The 18,874-nt window shown below is 70.6% G+C and carries 13 protein-coding genes and 1 pseudogene; 11 read left to right on the forward strand and 3 right to left on the reverse strand.

From position 1 onward, the window contains the following. Positions 1-297 precede the first annotated feature (297 nt). The 7 genes from G4G93_RS00500 (at position 298) to G4G93_RS00530 (ending at position 8,908) form a co-directional block, all read left to right on the forward strand. Positions 298-1,920, forward strand: a complete 1,623-nt coding sequence (locus G4G93_RS00500; RefSeq protein ID WP_165080209.1) for an ABC transporter substrate-binding protein — start codon at positions 298-300, stop codon at positions 1,918-1,920. Positions 1,921-2,126: 206 nt separating this feature from the next. Continuing rightward, positions 2,127-3,083: an ABC transporter permease gene (locus G4G93_RS00505; protein WP_165080211.1), complete on the forward strand. Its 957-nt coding sequence runs from the start codon at positions 2,127-2,129 to the stop codon at positions 3,081-3,083. Beyond that, positions 3,080-3,934: an ABC transporter permease gene (locus G4G93_RS00510; protein ID WP_165080213.1), complete on the forward strand. Its 855-nt coding sequence runs from the start codon at positions 3,080-3,082 to the stop codon at positions 3,932-3,934. Before G4G93_RS00505 ends, G4G93_RS00510 begins: the two co-directional genes overlap by 4 nt. A 2-nt stretch (positions 3,935-3,936) precedes the next feature. After that, positions 3,937-5,598, forward strand: a complete 1,662-nt coding sequence (locus tag G4G93_RS00515; RefSeq protein WP_165080215.1) for an ABC transporter ATP-binding protein — start codon at positions 3,937-3,939, stop codon at positions 5,596-5,598. Positions 5,599-6,044: 446 nt separating this feature from the next. Continuing rightward, positions 6,045-7,424 carry an aspartate aminotransferase family protein gene (locus tag G4G93_RS00520; protein ID WP_165080217.1) on the forward strand — a complete coding sequence of 460 codons (1,380 nt, stop codon included), beginning with the start codon at positions 6,045-6,047 and terminating at the stop codon, positions 7,422-7,424. 14 nt (positions 7,425-7,438) lie between these two features. Continuing rightward, positions 7,439-8,524 (forward strand): tartrate dehydrogenase, encoded by a 1,086-nt coding sequence (locus G4G93_RS00525; protein WP_165080219.1) that lies wholly within the window; start codon positions 7,439-7,441, stop codon positions 8,522-8,524. A 108-nt stretch (positions 8,525-8,632) separates the two neighbouring features. Further along, positions 8,633-8,908 carry a type II toxin-antitoxin system ParD family antitoxin gene (locus G4G93_RS00530; protein WP_165080222.1) on the forward strand — a complete coding sequence of 92 codons (276 nt, stop codon included), beginning with the start codon at positions 8,633-8,635 and terminating at the stop codon, positions 8,906-8,908. Between the two features lie 224 nt (positions 8,909-9,132). On the opposite strand, the gene G4G93_RS00535 is transcribed toward G4G93_RS00530, so the two are convergent. Then, complete coding sequence (locus G4G93_RS00535; RefSeq protein ID WP_165080224.1) at positions 9,133-9,549, reverse strand: rhodanese-like domain-containing protein; 417 nt, start codon at positions 9,547-9,549, stop codon at positions 9,133-9,135. A 96-nt stretch (positions 9,550-9,645) separates the two neighbouring features. Between G4G93_RS00535 and ftrA the strand changes: the two genes are divergently transcribed. Beyond that, positions 9,646-10,662 carry a transcriptional regulator FtrA gene (gene ftrA / locus G4G93_RS00540; protein WP_165081282.1) on the forward strand — a complete coding sequence of 339 codons (1,017 nt, stop codon included), beginning with the start codon at positions 9,646-9,648 and terminating at the stop codon, positions 10,660-10,662. Between the two features lie 692 nt (positions 10,663-11,354). Then, the gene (locus tag G4G93_RS00545; RefSeq protein WP_165080227.1) at positions 11,355-13,385 is read left to right on the forward strand and encodes a methyl-accepting chemotaxis protein; all 2,031 of its coding nucleotides are present in this window, start codon (positions 11,355-11,357) and stop codon (positions 13,383-13,385) included. Between the two features lie 150 nt (positions 13,386-13,535). Here the strand turns inward: G4G93_RS00545 and G4G93_RS00550 are convergent, their stop codons facing one another. Then, positions 13,536-16,010 (reverse strand): PAS domain-containing sensor histidine kinase, encoded by a 2,475-nt coding sequence (locus G4G93_RS00550; RefSeq protein ID WP_165080229.1) that lies wholly within the window; start codon positions 16,008-16,010, stop codon positions 13,536-13,538. Between the two features lie 209 nt (positions 16,011-16,219). On the opposite strand from G4G93_RS00550, the gene G4G93_RS00555 reads away from it, so the two are divergent. Continuing rightward, complete coding sequence (locus G4G93_RS00555) at positions 16,220-16,702, forward strand: MarR family winged helix-turn-helix transcriptional regulator (protein WP_312891589.1); 483 nt, start codon at positions 16,220-16,222, stop codon at positions 16,700-16,702. A gap of 209 nt (positions 16,703-16,911) precedes the next feature. Here G4G93_RS00555 and G4G93_RS00560 read toward each other — a convergent pair whose 3' ends face one another. Further along, positions 16,912-17,847: a LysR family transcriptional regulator gene (locus tag G4G93_RS00560; RefSeq protein ID WP_165080234.1), complete on the reverse strand. Its 936-nt coding sequence runs from the start codon at positions 17,845-17,847 to the stop codon at positions 16,912-16,914. A 109-nt stretch (positions 17,848-17,956) separates the two neighbouring features. Here G4G93_RS00560 and G4G93_RS00565 point away from each other — a divergent pair. Beyond that, positions 17,957-18,865, forward strand: a pseudogene (locus G4G93_RS00565) (NAD(P)-dependent oxidoreductase); the annotation flags it as partial. Positions 18,866-18,874 lie beyond the last annotated feature (9 nt).

Raw genomic sequence — 18,874 nt, forward strand, 5'->3', positions numbered from 1 at the left:
CGGGTCTTCGTCGAATCATAGCCCGTCCCGGCACCCTCACCCCCGCGATGCCGGATGCCGGGACGGCAGAACCTGCCGCAGAAGGCCGGCCGCACGGCATGAAGACCCGCCCCCGGACGGGGCGGAGACCAAGCTCCGGCCAAGTTCCCGGCGATGGATTCTGATTGTTGACAATCCTACGAAGATGGTGATGATTGTTTGTGCCGGACGGAACATGCCTAAAAATTCGGCGGTGCAACATCGAACGTTCGCACCGCACCAGGGACGGCACCACCAGGCCTGCCGAAGGGGAAGACGATGTCGCAGCGGGATGCAGACGCCTTTGAGACCATGAGCCCGGCCGAGCGCGGCCGCGTCCTCGACGGCGTGCGCCGGGGTGCGTCGCGGCGCGACATCCTCGGCCTGCTCGGCTCGGCCGGCATGGGCCTGATGGCCGGCGGCGCGGTGTTCGGCAGCGCCACGGCGGCGCTGGCACAGACCCCGAAGCGCGGCGGCAACATCCGCGTCTGCACCTATACCAGCTCGACCTCCGACACGCTCGACCCGGCCAAGCAGTCCACGGCGAGCGACTACATCCGCTGCAACTTCTTCTACAACAAGCTCGTCCACATCAACGAGAGCGGCGCCCCGACCCCGGAACTGGCCGAGAGCTTCGACAGCCAGGACGCCAAGACCTGGACCTTCAAGATCCGCAAGGGCGTGGCCTTCCACGACGGCAAGTCGCTGACGGCCGACGACGTGGTCTACTCGCTCAAGCGCCACCTCGACCCGGCCGTCGGCTCCAAGGCCAACACGCTGGCCAAGCAGATGACGTCGATCGAGGCATCCGGCCCGAACGAGGTCACGATCGTGCTCTCGGGCGCCAATGCCGACTGGCCGGTCATCCTCGGCACCGCGCATTTCCACATCGTCCAGTCCGGGACGACGGACTTCTCCAAGGGCATCGGCACCGGGCCGTTCACCTGCAAGGAGTTCACCCCGGGCGTCCGCACGATGGCGGTCCGCAACGCGAATTACTGGCGCCAGCCCGGCCCCTTCCTCGACAGCATCGAGTTCTTCGGCCTGCCCGACGAGCAGGCGCGGCTGAACGCCCTCCTGTCCGGCGACGTGCAGATCGCCGCGGTGATCAACCCGCGCTCGCTGCGGGTGATCGAGAGCGCCGGCGGCTTCAGCGTGCTCGAGACCAAGGCCGGCCTCTACACCAACCTGATCTCCCGCCTCGACGAGGGCCCGGGCACCCACCCGGACTTCGTGCTGGGCATGAAGTACCTGCTCAACCGCAACCAGATGCGGACCGCGATCTTCCGCGGCTACGCCGAAGTCGCCAACGACCACCCGATCCCGCCCTCGAACCGCTACTACGCCGCCGACATCCCGCAGCGGCCCTTCGACCCCGAGAAGGCGAAGTTCCACTTCAACAAGGCCGGCGTGCTCGGCTCGACCATCCCGCTCGTTGCCTCGCCGGCGGCCGACGCCTCGGTCGAGATGGCTGTGCTGCTGCAGCAGGACGCCAAGAAGCTCGGCCTCAACATCGACGTCCAGCGGGTCCCGTCCGACGGCTACTGGTCGAACTACTGGATGAAGTCTCCGTTCTGCTTCGGCAACATCAACCCGCGGCCGACCGCCGACCTGCTGTTCAGCCTGTTCTTCAAGTCGGATGCGAACTGGAACGAGTCGCGCTGGAAGAACCCGACCTTCGACCAGCTGATCGTCGCCGCCCGGGCCGAGCGCGACGAGGCCAAGCGCAAGCAGATGTACCACGACGCGCAGGTGCTGGTGCATGACCAGGCCGGCATCGGCATCCCGGCCTTCATCAGCAACCTCGACTGCTACACCAGCAAGCTGAAGGGTCTGCGCCCGATGCCGACCGGCAGCCTGATGGGCTACGCCTTCGGCGAGTACGTCTGGCTCGACGCGTAACGGGCCGTCGAACGGCCTGGGAAGGCAGCCTCTCCCACTCACCACGTCGTCCCGGGTTCTCGCCTCCGGAGAACCCGGGGACGACACGGCGGCTCCTCACGCCGTCGGGTTCCTCGCACAGATCGACCGGCCTCACCCAGAGGCATCACATTTGCACCAGCACGCCCGCCCATGGGGGCCGGCCAACCAAGGACCAGGGAGGGCGCATGAGCCGCCGCATGGTGAAGCTGATCGCGGGCCGGGTGCTCGTCGCCGCCGCGACGCTGCTCTTCGTCTCGGCGGTGGTGTTCGGGGCGACCCAGCTCCTGCCGGGCGACGTCGCCCAGGCGATCCTCGGCCAGAGCGCGACGCCGGAGGCCGTGGCGGGCCTGCGCCACGCGCTCGGCCTCGACGTGCCGGCGCTCCAGCGCTTCGTGTCCTGGCTCGGCGGGCTCCTCACGGGCGATGCCGGCATCTCGCTGGTCAGCCGCCAGCCGGTCGGCGACCTGATCTGGGCCCGGCTGTCGAGCTCGCTGATCCTCGCCGGCATCGTGGCGGCGATCTCGGTCCCGCTGGCGCTGACCCTCGGCATCACCGCGGCGGTCTGGCGCGGCTCGCTCTACGACCGGGCGGTCGGCGTGGTGACGATCTCGGCGGTGTCGATCCCGGAATTCCTGGTCGCCACCCTGGCGGTGCTGATCTTCGCCGTGCACCTGCAATGGCTGCCGGCCCTCTCCTTCATGCCGCGCTCGGCGACGCCGCTGCAATTCCTGCGCGCCGTGGCGATGCCGGTGATGAGCCTGTCCTTCGTCGTCATCACCCAGATGGTGCGGATGACCCGCGCCGCGGTGATCGAGGCATTGAAGTCCCCCTATGTCGAGATGGCGGCCCTCAAGGGCGCGAGCCCGGCGCGGGTGGTCCTGCGCCACGTCCTGCCCAACACCGTGGGCGCCATCGCCAACGCGGTCGCGCTGAGCCTGTCCTACCTGCTCGGCGGCGTCATCATCGTCGAGACGATCTTCAACTACCCGGGCATCGCCAAGCTGATGGTCGACAGCGTGTCGATGCGCGACATGCCGGTCGTGCAGGCCTGCGCCATCGTGTTCTGCGCCGTCTACCTGCTCCTGGTGACGACCGCCGACATCGTCGCGATCCTGTCCAACCCGAGGCTGCGCCACTCATGAGCGAGACCGTGACCGACATCGCCCCGGCAGCCTCGCGCCTGCGCCTGCGCCTCAACCCCGTCGCCGGACTCGGCGCCGCCATCGTGCTCACCGGCATCGTGCTGGCGGTGTTCGGCCAGGCGCTCAGCCCCTACGATGCCGGCGCGATCGTCGACGTCGACGTGTTCGGGCCGATCAGCCGGGCCTATCCGCTGGGCACCGACTATCTCGGCCGCGACATGCTGAGCCGCATCCTGCTCGGCGCCCGTTACACGGTCGGCATCGCGGCACTCTCGACGGCGCTCGCCTGCACCGCCGGCATCGGGCTCGGGCTGTTCGCGGCGGTCGTCGGCGGCTGGACCGACAGCGTGCTGAGCCGCCTCCTCGACGCCCTGACCTCGATCCCCTCGAAGATGCTGGCCCTGGTGCTGATCGCCGGCCTCGGCTCGTCGCTGCCGATCCTGATCCTCACCATGGCGTTCATCTACGTGCCGGGCTGCTACCGCATCACCCGGGCGCTCGCCGTCAACATCGCGGCCGAGGATTTCGTGCTCGCGGCGCGTGCCCGCGGCGAGGGCCGCGGCTACATCATGCTGCGCGAGGTGATGCCCAACATGGTCGGGCCGCTCGCCACCGATTTCGGCCTGCGCTTCGTCTTCGTGGTGCTGCTGCTCTCGAGCCTGTCGTTCCTCGGCCTCGGCGTGCAGCCGCCTTATGCCGATTGGGGCTCGCTGGTGCGCGAGAACATCGCGGGCCTCAGCTACGGCGCCCCGGCGGTGGTGATGCCGGCCGTCGCCATCGCGATCCTGACCATCGGGGTGAACCTCCTGGTCGACAACCTGCCCGGCCGGGCGAGAGCGGGAGGGCACTGACCATGGCGCACGCGCACAAGAGCGGCACCGTCCGCGTCGAGGCCCTCAAGGTCGCGGCCAAGGCCGAGGACGGGGCCGAGACGACGATCGTGCACGAGGTCGGCTTCACGATCGCCCGCGGCGAGGTGCTGGCGCTGATCGGCGAATCGGGATCGGGCAAGACCACCATCGCGCTCGCCATGATGGGCTATGCCCGCCGGGGCTGCGCCATCCGCGGCGGCTCGGTCGACGTGTTCGGCACGCAGGTGCTGGCCTGTTCGCCCTCCGAGCTGCGGCATCTGCGCGGCAACCGCATCGCCTACATCGCCCAGAGCGCCGCGGCCTCGTTCAATCCCGCCCGCACCATCATGGCGCAGGTGATCGAGAGCGCGCTGATCCACGGCTCGCTGACAGCCGAGGCCGCGACGACCAAGGCGAAGGCCCTGTTCCGCGAACTCGCCCTGCCGAACCCCGACACGATCGGCGACCGCTACCCGCACCAGGTCTCGGGCGGGCAGCTCCAGCGGCTGCTGGCCGCCATGGCGCTCCTCAACGATCCCGACCTCGTGATCTTCGACGAGCCGACCACGGCCCTCGACGTGACGACCCAGATCGAGGTGCTGGTCTCGTTCAAGGCGGCGATCCGCGAGCGCGGCATCACCGGCATCTATGTCAGCCACGACCTCGCGGTGGTGGCCCAGATCGCCGACCGCATCGCGGTCCTGCGCCACGGGCGGCTGGCCGAGATCGGCGCCGTCGAGCAGATGGTGAGCGCGCCCGCCCACCCCTATACCCGCCAGCTCCTCGCGGCCGCCGCCCCGGTCAAGCGCAAGGGCGCGGAGCCTGCGCCCGATACCGGCGAGACCCCGGTCCTCACCGCCACCGGCATCACGGCCGGCTACGGCCCGGCCGGGCCCGACGGCGTGCCGCGGATCAAGATCCTGCACGATGTCGGCTTCAGCTTGCGCCGGGGCGAGACCCTGGGGATCATCGGCGAATCGGGCTCGGGCAAGAGCACGCTCGCCCGCGTCGTCGCCGGCATCGTGCCGGCCGCCCGCGGCGAGGTGCGGCTCGACGGCAAGGTCCTGGCCCCGTCGCTCGACCGGCGCGACCGCGAGACCCTGCGGCGGATCCAGATCGTGTTCCAGAACGCCGACACGGTGCTGAACCCGGCCCAGAGCATCGCCCAGATCCTGGAGCGGCCGCTGGCCTTCTACCACCGCCTCGGCGCGAGCGCCCGGCGCCAGCGGCTGATGCAGCTCCTCGACCAGGTCCGCCTGCCCCGCAGCGTCGCCGAGCGGCGCCCGGGCGAGCTCTCCGGCGGCCAGAAGCAGCGCATCAACCTCGCCCGGGCGCTGGCCGCCGAGCCCGACGTGATCCTGTGCGACGAGGTCACCTCGGCCCTCGACACGGTGGTGGGCGAGGCGGTGCTCGACCTGCTGGTCGAGATCCAGCGCGAGCTGAACGTCGCCTACGTCTTCATCAGCCACGACCTCGGGGTGGTCCGCTCGATCAGCGACGCCGTGATGGTGCTCCAGCACGGCCGCGTGGTCGAAGCCGGCCCGACCGAGGCGCTGCTGGCCGATCCGAAGCAGCCCTATACGCGGCTGCTCCTGTCCTCGGTGCCGGAATTGCGGACCGGGTGGCTGGACGACGTGTGCAAGGGTCGGGCAGTGGCGGCGTAGCGTCTCCCGACCGCTCCACACCACGATCTCGCAGCTCGGTCGTGCCTTGCGGATGATGGCTCGTCGTGAGGCTCGCCCTTTCCCGGACGACCGAAGCGCCCGCGGAAGGGGCTCCGGGGCCCGGCATAGGACTACGCGAAGCGTCCGCTTGCTTGCAACATTGCAACGTACAGGGTCGCTTCGCGGCACGTCCCGTGCTGGATCCCGGATCTCCTTCCACGTCGTTTCAGTCGTTCGGGAAAGGCGGTGGCTTACGAGAAACCGTCGGCCCGTGATGCGCGATCGCGCCCCACTGTCGTGGACCGCGCCCGGCTTCCGCCGCCCCACCGATTCTGCCGCCCCGCCCCCTCCAAACCGCACCCCACGCGGCGTCAGCCCCCCATCTCGGCAAAAAATCCCGCCCGTCCCCGGGCATCCTGCACTCCCGCCGCCCGGAGCCTTACGCCATGCGCCCCAATTCCCTGATCGAGCTCGACCGCGACCACCTCATCCACCCGGTGATCTCGTGGAAGGGACACGAGGCGCGCGGCGCCACGGTGCTGCAATCGGCGAAGGGCGCGACGCTCACCGACGCCGAAGGCCACACCCTGCTCGACGGGTTCTCGGGCCTGTGGTGCGTCAATGTCGGCTACGGCCACGAGTCGATCGTCGAGGCGGCGGCCGAGCAGATGCGGCGGCTGCCCTACGCCACCGGCTATTTCCACTTCTCGAGCGAGCCGGCGATCCGGCTCGCCGCCCGCCTCGCCGAACTGGCGCCGGGCGACCTCAATCACGTCTACTTCACGCTGGGCGGCTCGGACGCGGTCGATTCGGCGGTGCGGTTCATCCGCTACTACTACAACGTCACCGGACGGCCGGCGAAGAAGCACATGATCGCCCTGGAGCGGGGCTATCACGGCTCCTCGACCATCGGCGCCGGGCTGACCGCGATCCCCGCCTTCCACGACGGCTTCGACGCGCCGACCCAGCTCCAGCACCACATCCCCTCGCCCTATCCCTACCGCAACCCGGCCGGCGACGACGACGCGGCGGTGATCGCCGCCTCGGTGGCGGCACTGAAGGCCAAGGTCGAGGAACTGGGACAGGACAACGTCGCGGCGTTCTTCGCCGAGCCGATCCAGGGCTCGGGCGGCGTGATCGTGCCGCCGGACGGCTGGCTCAAGGCGATGCGGGAGGCGGCGCGCGACCTCGACATCCTGTTCGTCGCCGACGAGGTCATCACCGGCTTCGGCCGCACCGGCCCGCTCTTCGGCTGCGAGCATGACGGCGTGGTGCCGGACCTGATGACCACCGCCAAGGGCCTGACCTCGGGCTACAGCCCGATGGGCGCGGTGCTGATGTCGGACCGGATCTACCGTGCCATCGCCGACGGGGCGCCGGCCGGCAAGCCGATCGGCCACGGTTTCACCTACTCGGCCCATCCGGTCAGCGCCGCGGTCGGCCTCGAAGTGCTGCGGCTCTACACCGAGGGCGGCATCCTGGAGAACGGCCGCCGCGCCGGCGAGCGCTTCACCGCAGGCCTGAAGCGCCTCTCCGACCATCCCCTCGTCGGCGACGTGCGGGTGCGCGGCCTGCTCGCCGGCGTGGAACTCGTCACCGACAAGGCGAAGCGGACCAAGCTCTCGCCCGATCTCGGCATCTCCGGCCACCTCGCCCGGCTCGGCTACAGGAACGGCGTGATCTTCCGCGCCTTCGCCGACGACATCGTCGGCTTCGCGCCGCCGCTCTGCTGCACCGACGAGGACATCGACACCTTGCTCGCCCGCTTCGAGCAGACGCTGAACGACGTCCTCGACGTCGCCGACGTGCGCGCCGCGCTGGCGTGAGAGGACTTTCGACCATGAGCGACAAGACCCGCCACTACCGCATCGCGGTCATCCCCGGCGACGGCATCGGCAAGGAAGTGGTGCCGGAGGGCGTCCGCATCCTCGAAGCCGCTGCGGACAAGTTCGGCTTCCGCCTCGACCTGCAGCACCACGCCTTCGGCTCCTGCGACTACTACGCCGAGCACGGCACGATGCTGCCGGCGAACTGGAAGGAGCTCTTGACCCCGAACGACGCGATCTTCTTCGGCGCCGTCGGCTGGCCGGCCACCGTGCCGGACCACGTCTCGCTCTGGGGCTCGCTGCTCCAGTTCCGGCGCGAGTTCGACCAGTACGTCAACCTGCGCCCCGTCCGGCTGATGCCGGGGGTGCCGTGCCCGCTCGCCGGCCGCGAGCCCGGCGACATCGACTTCTACGTCGTGCGCGAGAACACCGAGGGCGAGTATTCCTCGGTCGGCGGCACGATGTATCCGGGCACCGAGCGGGAGATCGTGATCCAGGAGACGGTGATGAGCCGTCACGGCGTCGACCGGATCCTGAAATTCGCCTTCGACCTCGCCCAGTCCCGGCCGAAGAAGCACCTGACCTCGGCCACCAAGTCGAACGGCATCGCCATCACGATGCCGTACTGGGACCAGCGGGTCGAGGCGATGGGCGAGCATTATCCCGATGTGCGCCGCGACAAGTACCACATCGACATCCTGACCGCGCATTTCGTGCTGAACCCGGACCGGTTCGACGTGGTGGTGGGGTCCAACCTCTTCGGCGACATCCTGTCGGATCTCGGCCCCGCCTGCACCGGCACGATCGGCATCGCACCCTCGGCCAACATCAACCCGGAGGGGCGCTTCCCCTCGCTGTTCGAGCCCGTCCACGGCTCGGCGCCGGACATCGCCGGCAAGGGCATCGCCAACCCGGTCGGCCAGATCTGGACCGCCGCGATGATGCTGGAGCATCTCGGCGAGGTGGAAGCGGCCAACGCCATCGTGGCGGCGATCGAGGCGGCCTTGCGCGAGCCGGCCTCCCGCACCCGCGACCTCAAGGGTACGGCCACGACCCGCGAGGCGGCGGAGGCGGTGCTGCGGGCTTTCGCGGCGGTGTGACGGATAGGATGGGCCGGATGCGCTGGCGTCCGGCCCACGCCGTCCAGCGGATCTGTATGACATCGTCATACAGCATGATACGATGAGGCGTGGAACGGAGGCGCCTCGATGAGAAGCAGCAAGCCAGTCACCGTCACCTTGGGCGAGATGCAGGAGAAGGTGGAGGCGCGCGTCCGATCGGGGGCCTACGCATCGGTCAGCGAGGTCGTCCGGGCGGGTTTACGCGCCCTCGATCGGGAAGAAGCAGCGCTCGACGCCGTGCTCCGCCAGAAGGTGCAAGAGGCTCTGAGCGATCCGAGCCCTCCCATTCCCGCCGACCGGGTGTTCGAGGAGTTGCACGCGTATCATGCCGAACGCCTTGAGACCGCCGGCCGTGATGCGTGAGGTCGTCTTCCACCGGCTCGCTCGTGCGGACCTGTTCGACATCTACGACTACATTGAACGACAGAGCGGCCCAGTGCGCGCGGGCAACTATCTCGGCCGTATCTGCCACAAGGACAGGTCGAGAGTCTGCGCATCCTCTATGCCGGCCGTGATGTCAAAGCCAGCCAAGTCCCACACTGATCCAACGGCCCGAGACGCTGACGCATCTTGGGCCGTTGGTATTATTAGTCCGCGGCTTGCGAGAGGCTGAAACCCTCGTCCACCCACCCGGTGATCCCCCCGATCATCACCTTCACCGGCAAGCCGAGTTCGGCCAGATGCAGGGCGGCCTTGTCGGCGCCGTTGCAATGCGGGCCGGCGCAATAGACCACGAACAGGGTGCCTTGGGGCCACTCGGCCATGCGCCGGGGCGTCATCTTGCCCCGCGGCAGGGTGAGGGCGCCGGGGACGTGGCCCCGCGCGTAGAGGGCCGGCCCGCGCACGTCGAGGAGCACGAAGCCAGGTTCTCCCGTCGTCCCATCCGCCTGCGCGAAGGCGGCGTGCACGTCGGCGCAATCGGTCTCGAAGGCGAGGCGCCGCGCGTAATGGGCCGCGACCTCGGCGGCGGGGGCGGGCGGGACGGCGGTGACGGGGTTCGGCATGACGGCTTGGCTCTCCTTGCGTCGGCCCCGCCCTTTGAGCGGTGCGCCGAGCCGGCCTATCCTGCGCCCTCCCCCCTCCGCCCGAGACCGGGCCGCCTGCCGTTCCGCGTCGAGATCGTGCCAAAAGCCTCCGCCTTCCCGAGCACCCCGTCCGGTCCCCGCGTCGCGGTGCTGGCCTATGACGGCCTGTGCACCTTCGAGTTCGGTGTCGCCTACGAGGTGTTCGGGCTGCCGCGGCCGGAGGCCGGCCCGCTCTGGTACCGCTACGCGGTCTGCGCGGCGGAGCCCGGGCCGTTGCGGGCCGGCGGCGGCCTCACGGTGGCGGTCGAGGGCGGGCTGGAGGTCCTGGAGGAGGCCGACCTGATCGTCGTGCCGGGCTGGCGGGCGATCGACGCGCCGGTCCCGCCGGACCTCGTCCGGGCCCTGCGCGATGCCCATGCCGGCGGCGCCCGGCTGATGTCGCTGTGCTCAGGCCTCGCGGTCCTGGCGGCGACCGGGCTCCTCGACGGACGGACGGCCACGACCCACTGGCGCTACGCGGCGGCGATCGCGGCGCGCCACCCGGCCATCGTCCTCGATCCGGGCGTGCTCTACGTCGACGAGGGCCGGATCCTGACCGCCGCCGGCAGCGCCGCCGGCATCGACCTGTGCCTCCACGTGGTGCGCGGCGATTTCGGGCCGGACCTCGCCAACCGGGTCGCGCGCCGCCTCGTCGTGCCGCCGCACCGGGAGGGCGGCCAGGCCCAGTTCATCGAGGCGCCGGTCCTGCGCGAGCGCGAGGCGGCCCGCCTCGGGCCGGCGATCGATGCGATGCGGGCGGGCCTGCACGAAGACCGACCGCTCGCCACGATGGCCCGACTCGCCGGGATGAGCCTGCGCACCTTCCAGCGCCGCTTCATCGCCGCGACCGGCCTGCCGCCGGGCGAGTGGATCATCGCCGAGCGGCTGCGCCTCGCCCGGGAGATGCTGGAACGTCCGGGACGGGCGTCGCTCGCCGAGATCGCCGCGGCGAGCGGCTTCCGCAATCCGGCCGGCCTGCGCCACCACTTCCGCAGCCGCCTCGGCACCAGCCCGGCCGCCTACCGGCGCAGCTTCGCCGGGCGCCGGCCCTGACCGGCGCCGATCCACCCCTGCGTCATCCGCTTCGATCCTGGTTGTGCCGCAGGAACTCATACGAAATTCGACCGACTGCTTCGCAATGCGGATGTCGGCTCCGCTCAGGCGCCGCGCGGGCCGGTGATACCATTTCCGATCGATCGCTTGGCGATGGCCGCGCCATCGCTTTCGCGATGCGGAATGCGCATGACGCACACCGGTCGGATGCCGTGCCCGACGCCGGCCGCCTCGGCAACACGTCCCCTGCCCTTGCGCGACGCGACACAGGGCATGCGGATGCAGGGGCAACATCGTTCGAAGGCGGTGTGGCTGCCTGGCGCAGAATGACGACCGGGCGGATCTGCTTGCCGTAAAGGAATATGATTTTCATTCAACAATATTAAAATATATAGATATATTTAATTTTATATATAAAATATACAGTGATATTTATCAGATGATAAAAATATCATTCAGGATATATTTTTAATCCTCCTCTCGAATTTCGATCAACTCCAAAATCCCGGATCTCTGGGCTGGGCATCGAAAATTCGCGATGGGTCAACGACCTCATCGATCGCAGGACTGCCCGAGATCGAAATCGATGCATCGGCATCCCGGGCCGTGGGTACCAGACATATATATCAAGGAGTTATGATATATTAATGAAAATATGCTAACCAAATTACGTAGAGTTAAACGACATAGGAATGCTTCTGGTGCTCGATGCCCTCAAAGGTCGGATCATTGCGGTCGCTCTGTTACCTTGCATCGCCCTGGCGACCATGTCCGGAATCGTGGTGTCCGGACTGATCACGCAGCGTGGCGAGATGGCGCGCGTCGAGGAATTGGCGGGCCTCGCGACCCGTATCGGCGCCTTCGTGCACGAGGCGCAACGCGAACGTGCAGCCTCCGTCGTCTTCCTCGGTCAGAAGGAGGGGCAGTTCGCGGACCAGCTCAAGGCGCAACGCCTGCGCACGGACCAGCAGCTCCGCCGGCTCACCGACTCCCTCGACGATCCCGTGCTCGCCCCCCACAGGAAGGGCATCGCGGAGGGACTGAACCAGATCGCCACTCGGCGCCGCGCCATCGATGCACTGGATGCGGACGCCGCACAGACCGCCGCGTTCTACACCGCGCTCATCGCCCAGAACCTCGACGCCATGCCGGAGATGTCCCGCATGGTCGGCGAGGCGGATATCCGCGGTCGTATCCAGGCCCTCTCCACATTCATCACTTTCAAGGAACTGGCCGGGCAGGAGCGGGCGCTCGGCGCGATCGCCTTCTCGGACGGACGGCTCACCCAAGCCAAGTTCGGCCAGTTCCTGATCGGCTGGGGCAAGCAGCAAAGCCAGGAAGAGCGGCTCCGGTCGATGGCGACGCCCGAACAGGTGGCGCTACTCGGCGCGGTGGAGGGCAGTGCGGCCGCCCGTGAAGTCGACAAGCTCCGCACGCTCGTCTTCGAGACGGCTCCCGACAAGCCGATCGCCTTCCGGGATGCACCGCTCTGGTTCCAGGTCACGACCCAGCGGATCGATGGTCTCAAGACCGTCGAGGACCGCATGAATGCCGATCTCATCGGTGCGGCGTCCCGCCTGCGGGCCGATGCCGAACGGTCCTACGTTCTCTGGCTCGGCGCCGGGCTCGCGACGCTTCTGCTCTCCATCGGATTCGCCGTGGCACTCGGCAGCGCCATCGCCCGGCCGCTGACCCGGATCGCCGACATCCTGGGAGCGATCGGCCGCGGCGAGGAGGGGGTCGTGATTCCCCGGGACGGTCCCCGCGAGGTGCGCCTGCTGTCGCAAGCGGCGGAGGTCTTCCGCGACAGCGTCGCCGAAGGGCGGCAGAACCGCATCCGGCAGGAACGGCAGGCTGCCGAGGTCCAGGCGGCACAGCGAGAGGCCATGCTGAGCTTGGCCGACAGGTTCGAGGCGGCGGTCGGCGGCATCGTCGGCATGGTGTCGTCCTCGGCGACCGAGTTGCAGGCCACCGCCCAGCAGCTCACGTCCACGGCCACCGAGACCGCCTCGCAATCGGCCACGGTGGCCGATGCCGCCGAGGAGGCCGCCGCCAACGTCGACACCGCCGCGGCCGCCGCCGAGGAACTCGGGGCCTCCGTGCAGGAGATCGGCCGGCAGGTCGCCGGCTCGGCGGACCTCGCCCGGATGGCGGTCGGCGAGGCCGACCAGACCTCTACCCTGGTGCAGGCGCTGAGCCAGAATGCGACGCGCATCGGCGACATGGTCGGCATGATCTCCTCGATCGCCAGCCAGACCAACCTGCTGGCGCTCAACGCCACCATCGAGGCGGCCCGGGCCGGGGCGGCGGGGCGCGGCTTCGCCGTGGTGGCCAGCGAGGTGAAGGCGCTCGCCGAGCAGACCGCGCGAACGACCGAGGAGATCGGGCGTCAGGTCGGCGAGGTTCAGGGCGTGACGGATCAGGCCGTCGCGGCGATCGGCGGCATCACCGACCGGATCCGCCAGATCGACGGCGTGGCCACCTCGATCGCTGCGGCGGTCGAGCAGCAGGGCGCGGCGACGCAGGAGATCGTGCGCAACGTGGCCCAGGCCTCGGCCGGCACCACGGAGGTGACCGGCACCATCACCGGCTTGGCGCAGGCCTCGGCGGAAACGGGGAGCGCAGCCAGCCAGGTCCTGTCGGCCGCCTCGGAGCTGTCGCGCCAGTCCGAGCATCTCGGTGCGGAGGTCGCCCGCTTCCTGGCGACCGTGCGCGCCGCCTGACGGGATGAGGGAGGGCGCGCTCCCGGGCTCTCGCGCGCCCTCCGGCGCGGCGTCGGCTTCGCCCGCGCGATCGACACTTCCTGCGAAAGCGGTTGCGCCGGCTACCACCGCGAGAGGTCCCCGGCATCGACAGCCCGGCCGATGTCGCCCCTATCCCACCGGCGCGGTCCCCGTCCGCCGCTGCCCGATCGCGGTGGCGAGCATGCGCGAGAGCTGCTCGGCCGAGTACGGCTTATGCAGCAGCGGAAAGCCGTGCGACCCCTCCTGCGCCAGGACGTGGCTGTAGCCGGAGGTGAGCAGCACCGGCAGGTCGGGATGGCGCCGGCGCAGGGCCTTGGCGAGTTCGATGCCGCCCATGCCGGGCATCACCACGTCGGAGAACACCGCGTCGTAAGCGGCATCCTGCCCGAGCTCGTCGAGGGCCGCCTCGGCATTCGTGACCCAGGTGGTGACGTAGCCCAGGTCGTTGAGGATCTGCGCCGCGAAGCGGCCGACGCCGACATTGTCTTCGACGAGCAGCACCCGCTGGCCGGCCCGGGCCGGGGCCATGCCCTCGTCGGCCGGCGCCGCCCGGCCTTCGTCGGCGGGCGCCGCCGCCTCGGGCAGGTAGAGGATGAAGGTCGAGCCCTCCCCCGGCCGGCTCGTCACGTCGACGTCGCCGCCGGACTGCTTGGCGAAGCCGAAGACCTGACTCAAGCCCAGCCCCGTGCCCTTGCCGACCTCCTTGGTGGTGAAGAACGGCTCGAAGATCTTGTCGATCACCGCCGGCGTCATGCCGGTGCCGGTATCGGTGAGCGAGATCGCCGCGAAGGGGCCCCTGGCGGCGGCGTGGCCGCGGATCTCGGGCTTGGGTGCGCCGCAGGCGACCGAGAGCGTCAGCATCCCCTCGCCCTCCATCGCGTCGCGGGCATTGACCGCCATGTTGATGAGCGCGGTCTCGAACTGGCTCAGGTCCGCCCGCACGAAGCACGGCCGGTCGGGCGCCTGGGTCACCATGCGGATGCGGGCGCCCGTCACGGTGTCGAGCATATCGGCCACGCCCTGGAGGCGGGCGACGACGTCGAACACCTCCGGCGCCAGGGCCTGGCGGCGGGCGAAGGCGAGGAGCTGGCCGGTGAGCTTGGCGGCGCGGTCCACCGTGTCGGAGACGGCGTCGAGGTAGCGCGCCTTGCGCGCCTCCGGCAGTTCCGGCCGGCGCAGGAAGTCGACCGAGGAGCGGATGATGGTGAGCAGGTTGTTGAAGTCGTGGGCGACGCCGCCGGTCAGCTGGCCCACCGCCTCCATCTTCTGCGACTGGCGCAAGGCCTCCTCGGCCTGGACCAGGCGCTGCGCCCGCTCGCGCTGCTCGGTCACGTCGCGGGCGACGCAGTACAGGTTGCCCTCGAACGGCACCGCCCGCCACGACAGGGTGCGGTAGCCGCCGTCCCGGGTGCGGAACCGGTTCTCGAACGACAGGGTCGGCTCGCCGGAGCCGAGCCGCCGGATCTCCTCCCGGGTCCGGTCCTGGTCGTCCGGGTGCTCGAGCCAGGCGGAGCTGCGCCCGACCACCTCGTCGGGCTGCCAGCCGAGCGTCGCGGTCCAGGCCGGGTTGACGCTGCGCCAGACGCCGTCGGCATCGGCGACGCCGAGCATGTCGCGGCTCACCTGCCAGATCCGGTCGCGCTCGGCGGTGCGGGCGGCGACCTGGCGCTCGAGGGTCTCGTTGAGGCCGCGCAGGGCCTCCTCGAGCCGGCGCTGGGCGGTGATGTCGTTGAACAGCACTGCGACGTGGCGCGCCTCCGGCACACCGACCCGGAAGGCGTGGACCTCGTACCAGCGCTCGGCCAGCGACCGGGCCGGCTGGATGAAGCGCGCCGACTCGCCGGTCAGCGCCACCCGGCCGTAGATGTCGAACCAGTGCTGCTCGTGGTCGGGGGCGAGGTCGCGCATCCAGCGCCCCGCCGCCGCGTCGAGGCCGGTATGGCGCGCGAAGGCCGGGTTCACCTCCAGGAAGCGGTAATCCTCCGCCCGGCCGTCGTCGGAGAACGCCATGCCGATGACGCAGAAGCCGGCATCGATCGCCTCGAACAGCGTGCGGTAGCGCGCCTCGCTGGACCGCAGGGCCTCCTCGGCCCGGCGCCGGGCGGTGATGTCGATGATGAACTCGAAGCCGGTGCCGTCGTCGAGGCGGGTCGCCGCGCACAGGCCCCAGAACCGCGAGCCGTCCTTGCGCAGGTACTCGCGCTCGGTCGATTCCGAGCGCCCCCGCGCCTGCAGCTCGGCCATGACGTGGTGCGAGGTGGCCTGCCATTCCGGCGGCACCAGGCTGGCGCCGGTGAGGCGGCCGCGCTCCAGGTCGTCGCGGTCGTAGCCGCTCATCGCCAGGAAGGCGTCGTTGGCCTCGCGCACCCGGCCGGCCATGTCGAAGACGATCGCCCCGACGGTCTCGATGCCGAGCACGGTGCGCAGGCGCGGATCGACGAAGAGGCCGCCTGCCGGGGCGGAGAGTCCGGTCCGGGACGCGGCCGCCGCGCTCCGCGCCGCCGCGGCCTCGGCCGCCGCCCGCGCGGCTTCCGCGGCCGCCAGGGCGGCCCGCAGCCTTTCGTTCTCGGCGACGAGGTCCGGCGCCGGCCCGCGATCCGTCATTCCTCTCCCATCCCCAGGCACCGCTCCCGCGCCTCCCCCGAGGCGACGGGGGGCGCCGCCCGGGTCATATAGGGGAGGCGGCGCCGTCTCCACCCACCGGCGCCGCGGCCGTCGGCCGAGGACCCCGCTCGAGGCCGCGTTGCGGCGCGCCCGGGATGGTCGCATACCGGGATCGTGAACCCCGCCGCGGCGGGGCGCGGAGGCGAGCCGTGACGATCCATCCGACCCGTTGCAGCAATGCGGCCCTGCGCCGGGCGACGCGCAGCGTCGGGCAGCTCTACGACGAGGCCCTGGCGCCGAGCGGCCTGCGCACGACGCAGTACGGCCTGCTCGCGACGATCCGCGGCCTCGGCAGCCCGACCATGGGCGAGCTCGCCGAGGCGATGGTGATGGACCTCTCCGGGCTCGCCCACACCCTCAAGCCCCTGACCCGCGACGGCTATGTCAGCGTGGTGCCCGATCCCCGGGACCGCCGGGCGCGGCGCATCGCGCTCACGGAGTCGGGCACCGCCAAGCTGAAGGCGGCGACGCCGCTGTGGCGCGCCGCGCAGGAGCGCTTCGAGGCGGCGTTCGGGCCGGAGCGGGCGGGCCGGCTGCGGGAGCTGCTGCATGAACTGGCGCTGCCGGATTTCCGGGCGGCGTTCGATGCGGGGGCGGGCGGCCAGGATATCTCGGAGCCATCCGCGACCTGACGCCCTCCCGACCATCCCGGGTCCCACCGACGGTGAGGACCCGGGATCCATGACCGCCGGCGGTGCCGGCAAGGGCCGTCGGCGTTCCGCTTCGTCTTGAAGCGCCGGCGGTCGTGGATCCCGGGCTCCGCTGTCGCGGCCTCCGGATGACAGGAGGATGGTCGGCCGGCCGCGGGCAAAGGCTCCTCGCGACGGCTCCGCCCGGCTCATCACGTCCGGGCAACGTCACCCCGCCCCCGTCCCTCCCCCGCCATCCCCCGCGCCAGGTGCTGCAAGAGCTTGCCCGCCGCCGGCGGGAGCTGGCGGCCCAGCCGGGTGACGATCCGGGCCTCGACGCCGTCGAGGCCCGGATCGGCGAGCGGCAGGGCCGCCAGGATTCCCTCCCGCACCTCCTGCGCGGCGCAGAAGGCCGGGAGCAGGGTGACGCCGGTGCCGGAGGCGACGAACTGCTTGAGCACGCCGATCGAGCCGGTGATCACGGCCGGGTCGAGCCGCACGCCCTCGGCCCGCTCCGCCGCCGCGATGATCTGCCGGATGCCGTAGGCCGGGTGCATCGTGCCGAGGCGGTGGCCGGCGAGGTCGGCGAGGCGGACCGGGCCGGCATGATGCGCGAGCGGGTGGTCGGTCCGCACCAGGAGCCGGATCGGCTGCGGCATCGCCAGGTGGGTGCGCAGGCGCGGCTCCGGCGGCGGGTTGTAGACGAGGCCGAGATGCGCCTCGTCCTCGACGACCCGGCGCACCACGTCGTTGGTCGCCGCCAGGTCGAGGGTCATGGTCAGGTCGGGGTGGCGGGCCCAGAAATCCTGGAGCAGGCCCGACATCAGGTCGCCGACGAAGCCCTCGCCGAGCACCACGTCGATATGGCCGCGGCGCAGGCCCTTCAGGTCGGTGAGCTTGGCCAGGATGTCCTCGCGGTCGGAGGTCTGGCGCCGGTAATAGTCGAGGAGCAGGGAGCCGGCCGGGGTCGCCCGCACGCCGCGGCGATGGCGCTCGATCAGCGGCGTGGCGAGTTGCCCCTCCATCTGGACGATCTGGCGGCTCACCACCGAGGCGTTGACGTTGAGCTTGTCGGCCGCCGCGCGGACCGAGCCGCAGCCGACCGCCTCCGCCAGGTAGCGCAGGCAGCGCTCGTCGAGGCTGTGCATCGGGTCGTCCCTCCCACCCGCCGGGTACGTTGCCGGCAAGTCAACGCAAAATACCGGCCAGTGACGTTCCGCTCAACGGCGGCGTGACCCACTCTCCCGATCCCAGAAGGCGCCGCGACCACGATCCCGGCGCCGTCGGGAGACACCAGACATGCGCACGATCGGCGTGATCGGCCTCGGCCATATGGGCCGGGGCATGGCCCTGTCCCTGCACCGGCGCGGCTTTGCCGTGATCGGCTACGACCCTGCGCCCGCCGCCCGCGAGGCCTCGGCGGCGGACGGCATCGCGGTGGCGGAGGGGCCGCGGGCCCTGTGGCGGGACTGCGAGGCCGTCGTGCTGTCGCTGCCGACCCCCGACGTGGTCGAGGCGGTGCTGCTCGGAGCCGACGGGCCGCTCGACGGCGCCCGAGCCGGCCTTCTCGTCATCGACACCTCGACCTCGCACCCGGACGTGACCCGGCGCGTCGCGGCGGCGCTGGAGCCGGCGGGCATCGCCCTCGTCGATGCGCCGGTGAGCGGCGGGCCGAAGGGCGCGCATGCCGCAACCCTGACCATGGTGATCGGCGGCGGCGACGACGCCGTGGCCCGGGCCGAGCCGGTTCTCGCGGCCATGAGCGCGACGCGGGTCCATGTCGGCGGCGTCGGCGCCGGCCACGTCACCAAGCTCGCCAACAACCTGCTCTGCGCCGCCCACCTGATCACTGCGGCCGAGGCCGTGCGGATGGCGCGAGATGCCGGCGTCGATCCCGGGCGCCTGCTCGCCGGGATCAATGCCGGCTCGGGACGCAGCGGCGTCACGCAAGTCAACTTCCCGACCTGGGTGCTCAACGGCGCTTTCGATTCCGGCTTCACCATGAAGCTGATGCGCAAGGACGTGCGCCTCGCGGAAGAGCTGATCGGCGCCCTCGCCCTCGACCTGCCGCTCTCCGCAGAGGTCGCCCGGCTGTGGCGCGACAGCGCCGAGGCCGTCCCGGACGACGCCGACTTCAACGCCATCGTCAAGCTCCAGCTCGCCTGACCGGAGGAC

The sequence above is a fragment of the Methylobacterium sp. DB0501 genome (assembly GCF_011043735.1).
Lineage (GTDB): Bacteria > Pseudomonadota > Alphaproteobacteria > Rhizobiales > Beijerinckiaceae > Methylobacterium > Methylobacterium alsaeris.

Excerpts from the sequence above, each read along its gene's own strand:
- G4G93_RS00550 (WP_165080229.1), bottom strand. The coding sequence starts at position 16,010 with ATGACGGATCGCGGGCCGGCGCCGGACCTCGTCGCCGAGAACGAAAGG.
- G4G93_RS00560 (WP_165080234.1), bottom strand. The coding sequence starts at position 17,847 with ATGCACAGCCTCGACGAGCGCTGCCTGCGCTACCTGGCGGAGGCGGTC.
- G4G93_RS00515 (WP_165080215.1), top strand. The coding sequence starts at position 3,937 with ATGGCGCACGCGCACAAGAGCGGCACCGTCCGCGTCGAGGCCCTCAAG.
- G4G93_RS00505 (WP_165080211.1), top strand. The coding sequence starts at position 2,127 with ATGAGCCGCCGCATGGTGAAGCTGATCGCGGGCCGGGTGCTCGTCGCC.
- G4G93_RS00530 (WP_165080222.1), top strand. The coding sequence starts at position 8,633 with ATGAGAAGCAGCAAGCCAGTCACCGTCACCTTGGGCGAGATGCAGGAG.
- G4G93_RS00525 (WP_165080219.1), top strand. The coding sequence starts at position 7,439 with ATGAGCGACAAGACCCGCCACTACCGCATCGCGGTCATCCCCGGCGAC.
- G4G93_RS00535 (WP_165080224.1), bottom strand. The coding sequence starts at position 9,549 with ATGCCGAACCCCGTCACCGCCGTCCCGCCCGCCCCCGCCGCCGAGGTC.
- G4G93_RS00520 (WP_165080217.1), top strand. The coding sequence starts at position 6,045 with ATGCGCCCCAATTCCCTGATCGAGCTCGACCGCGACCACCTCATCCAC.
- G4G93_RS00510 (WP_165080213.1), top strand. The coding sequence starts at position 3,080 with ATGAGCGAGACCGTGACCGACATCGCCCCGGCAGCCTCGCGCCTGCGC.
- G4G93_RS00545 (WP_165080227.1), top strand. The coding sequence starts at position 11,355 with ATGCTTCTGGTGCTCGATGCCCTCAAAGGTCGGATCATTGCGGTCGCT.
- G4G93_RS00500 (WP_165080209.1), top strand. The coding sequence starts at position 298 with ATGTCGCAGCGGGATGCAGACGCCTTTGAGACCATGAGCCCGGCCGAG.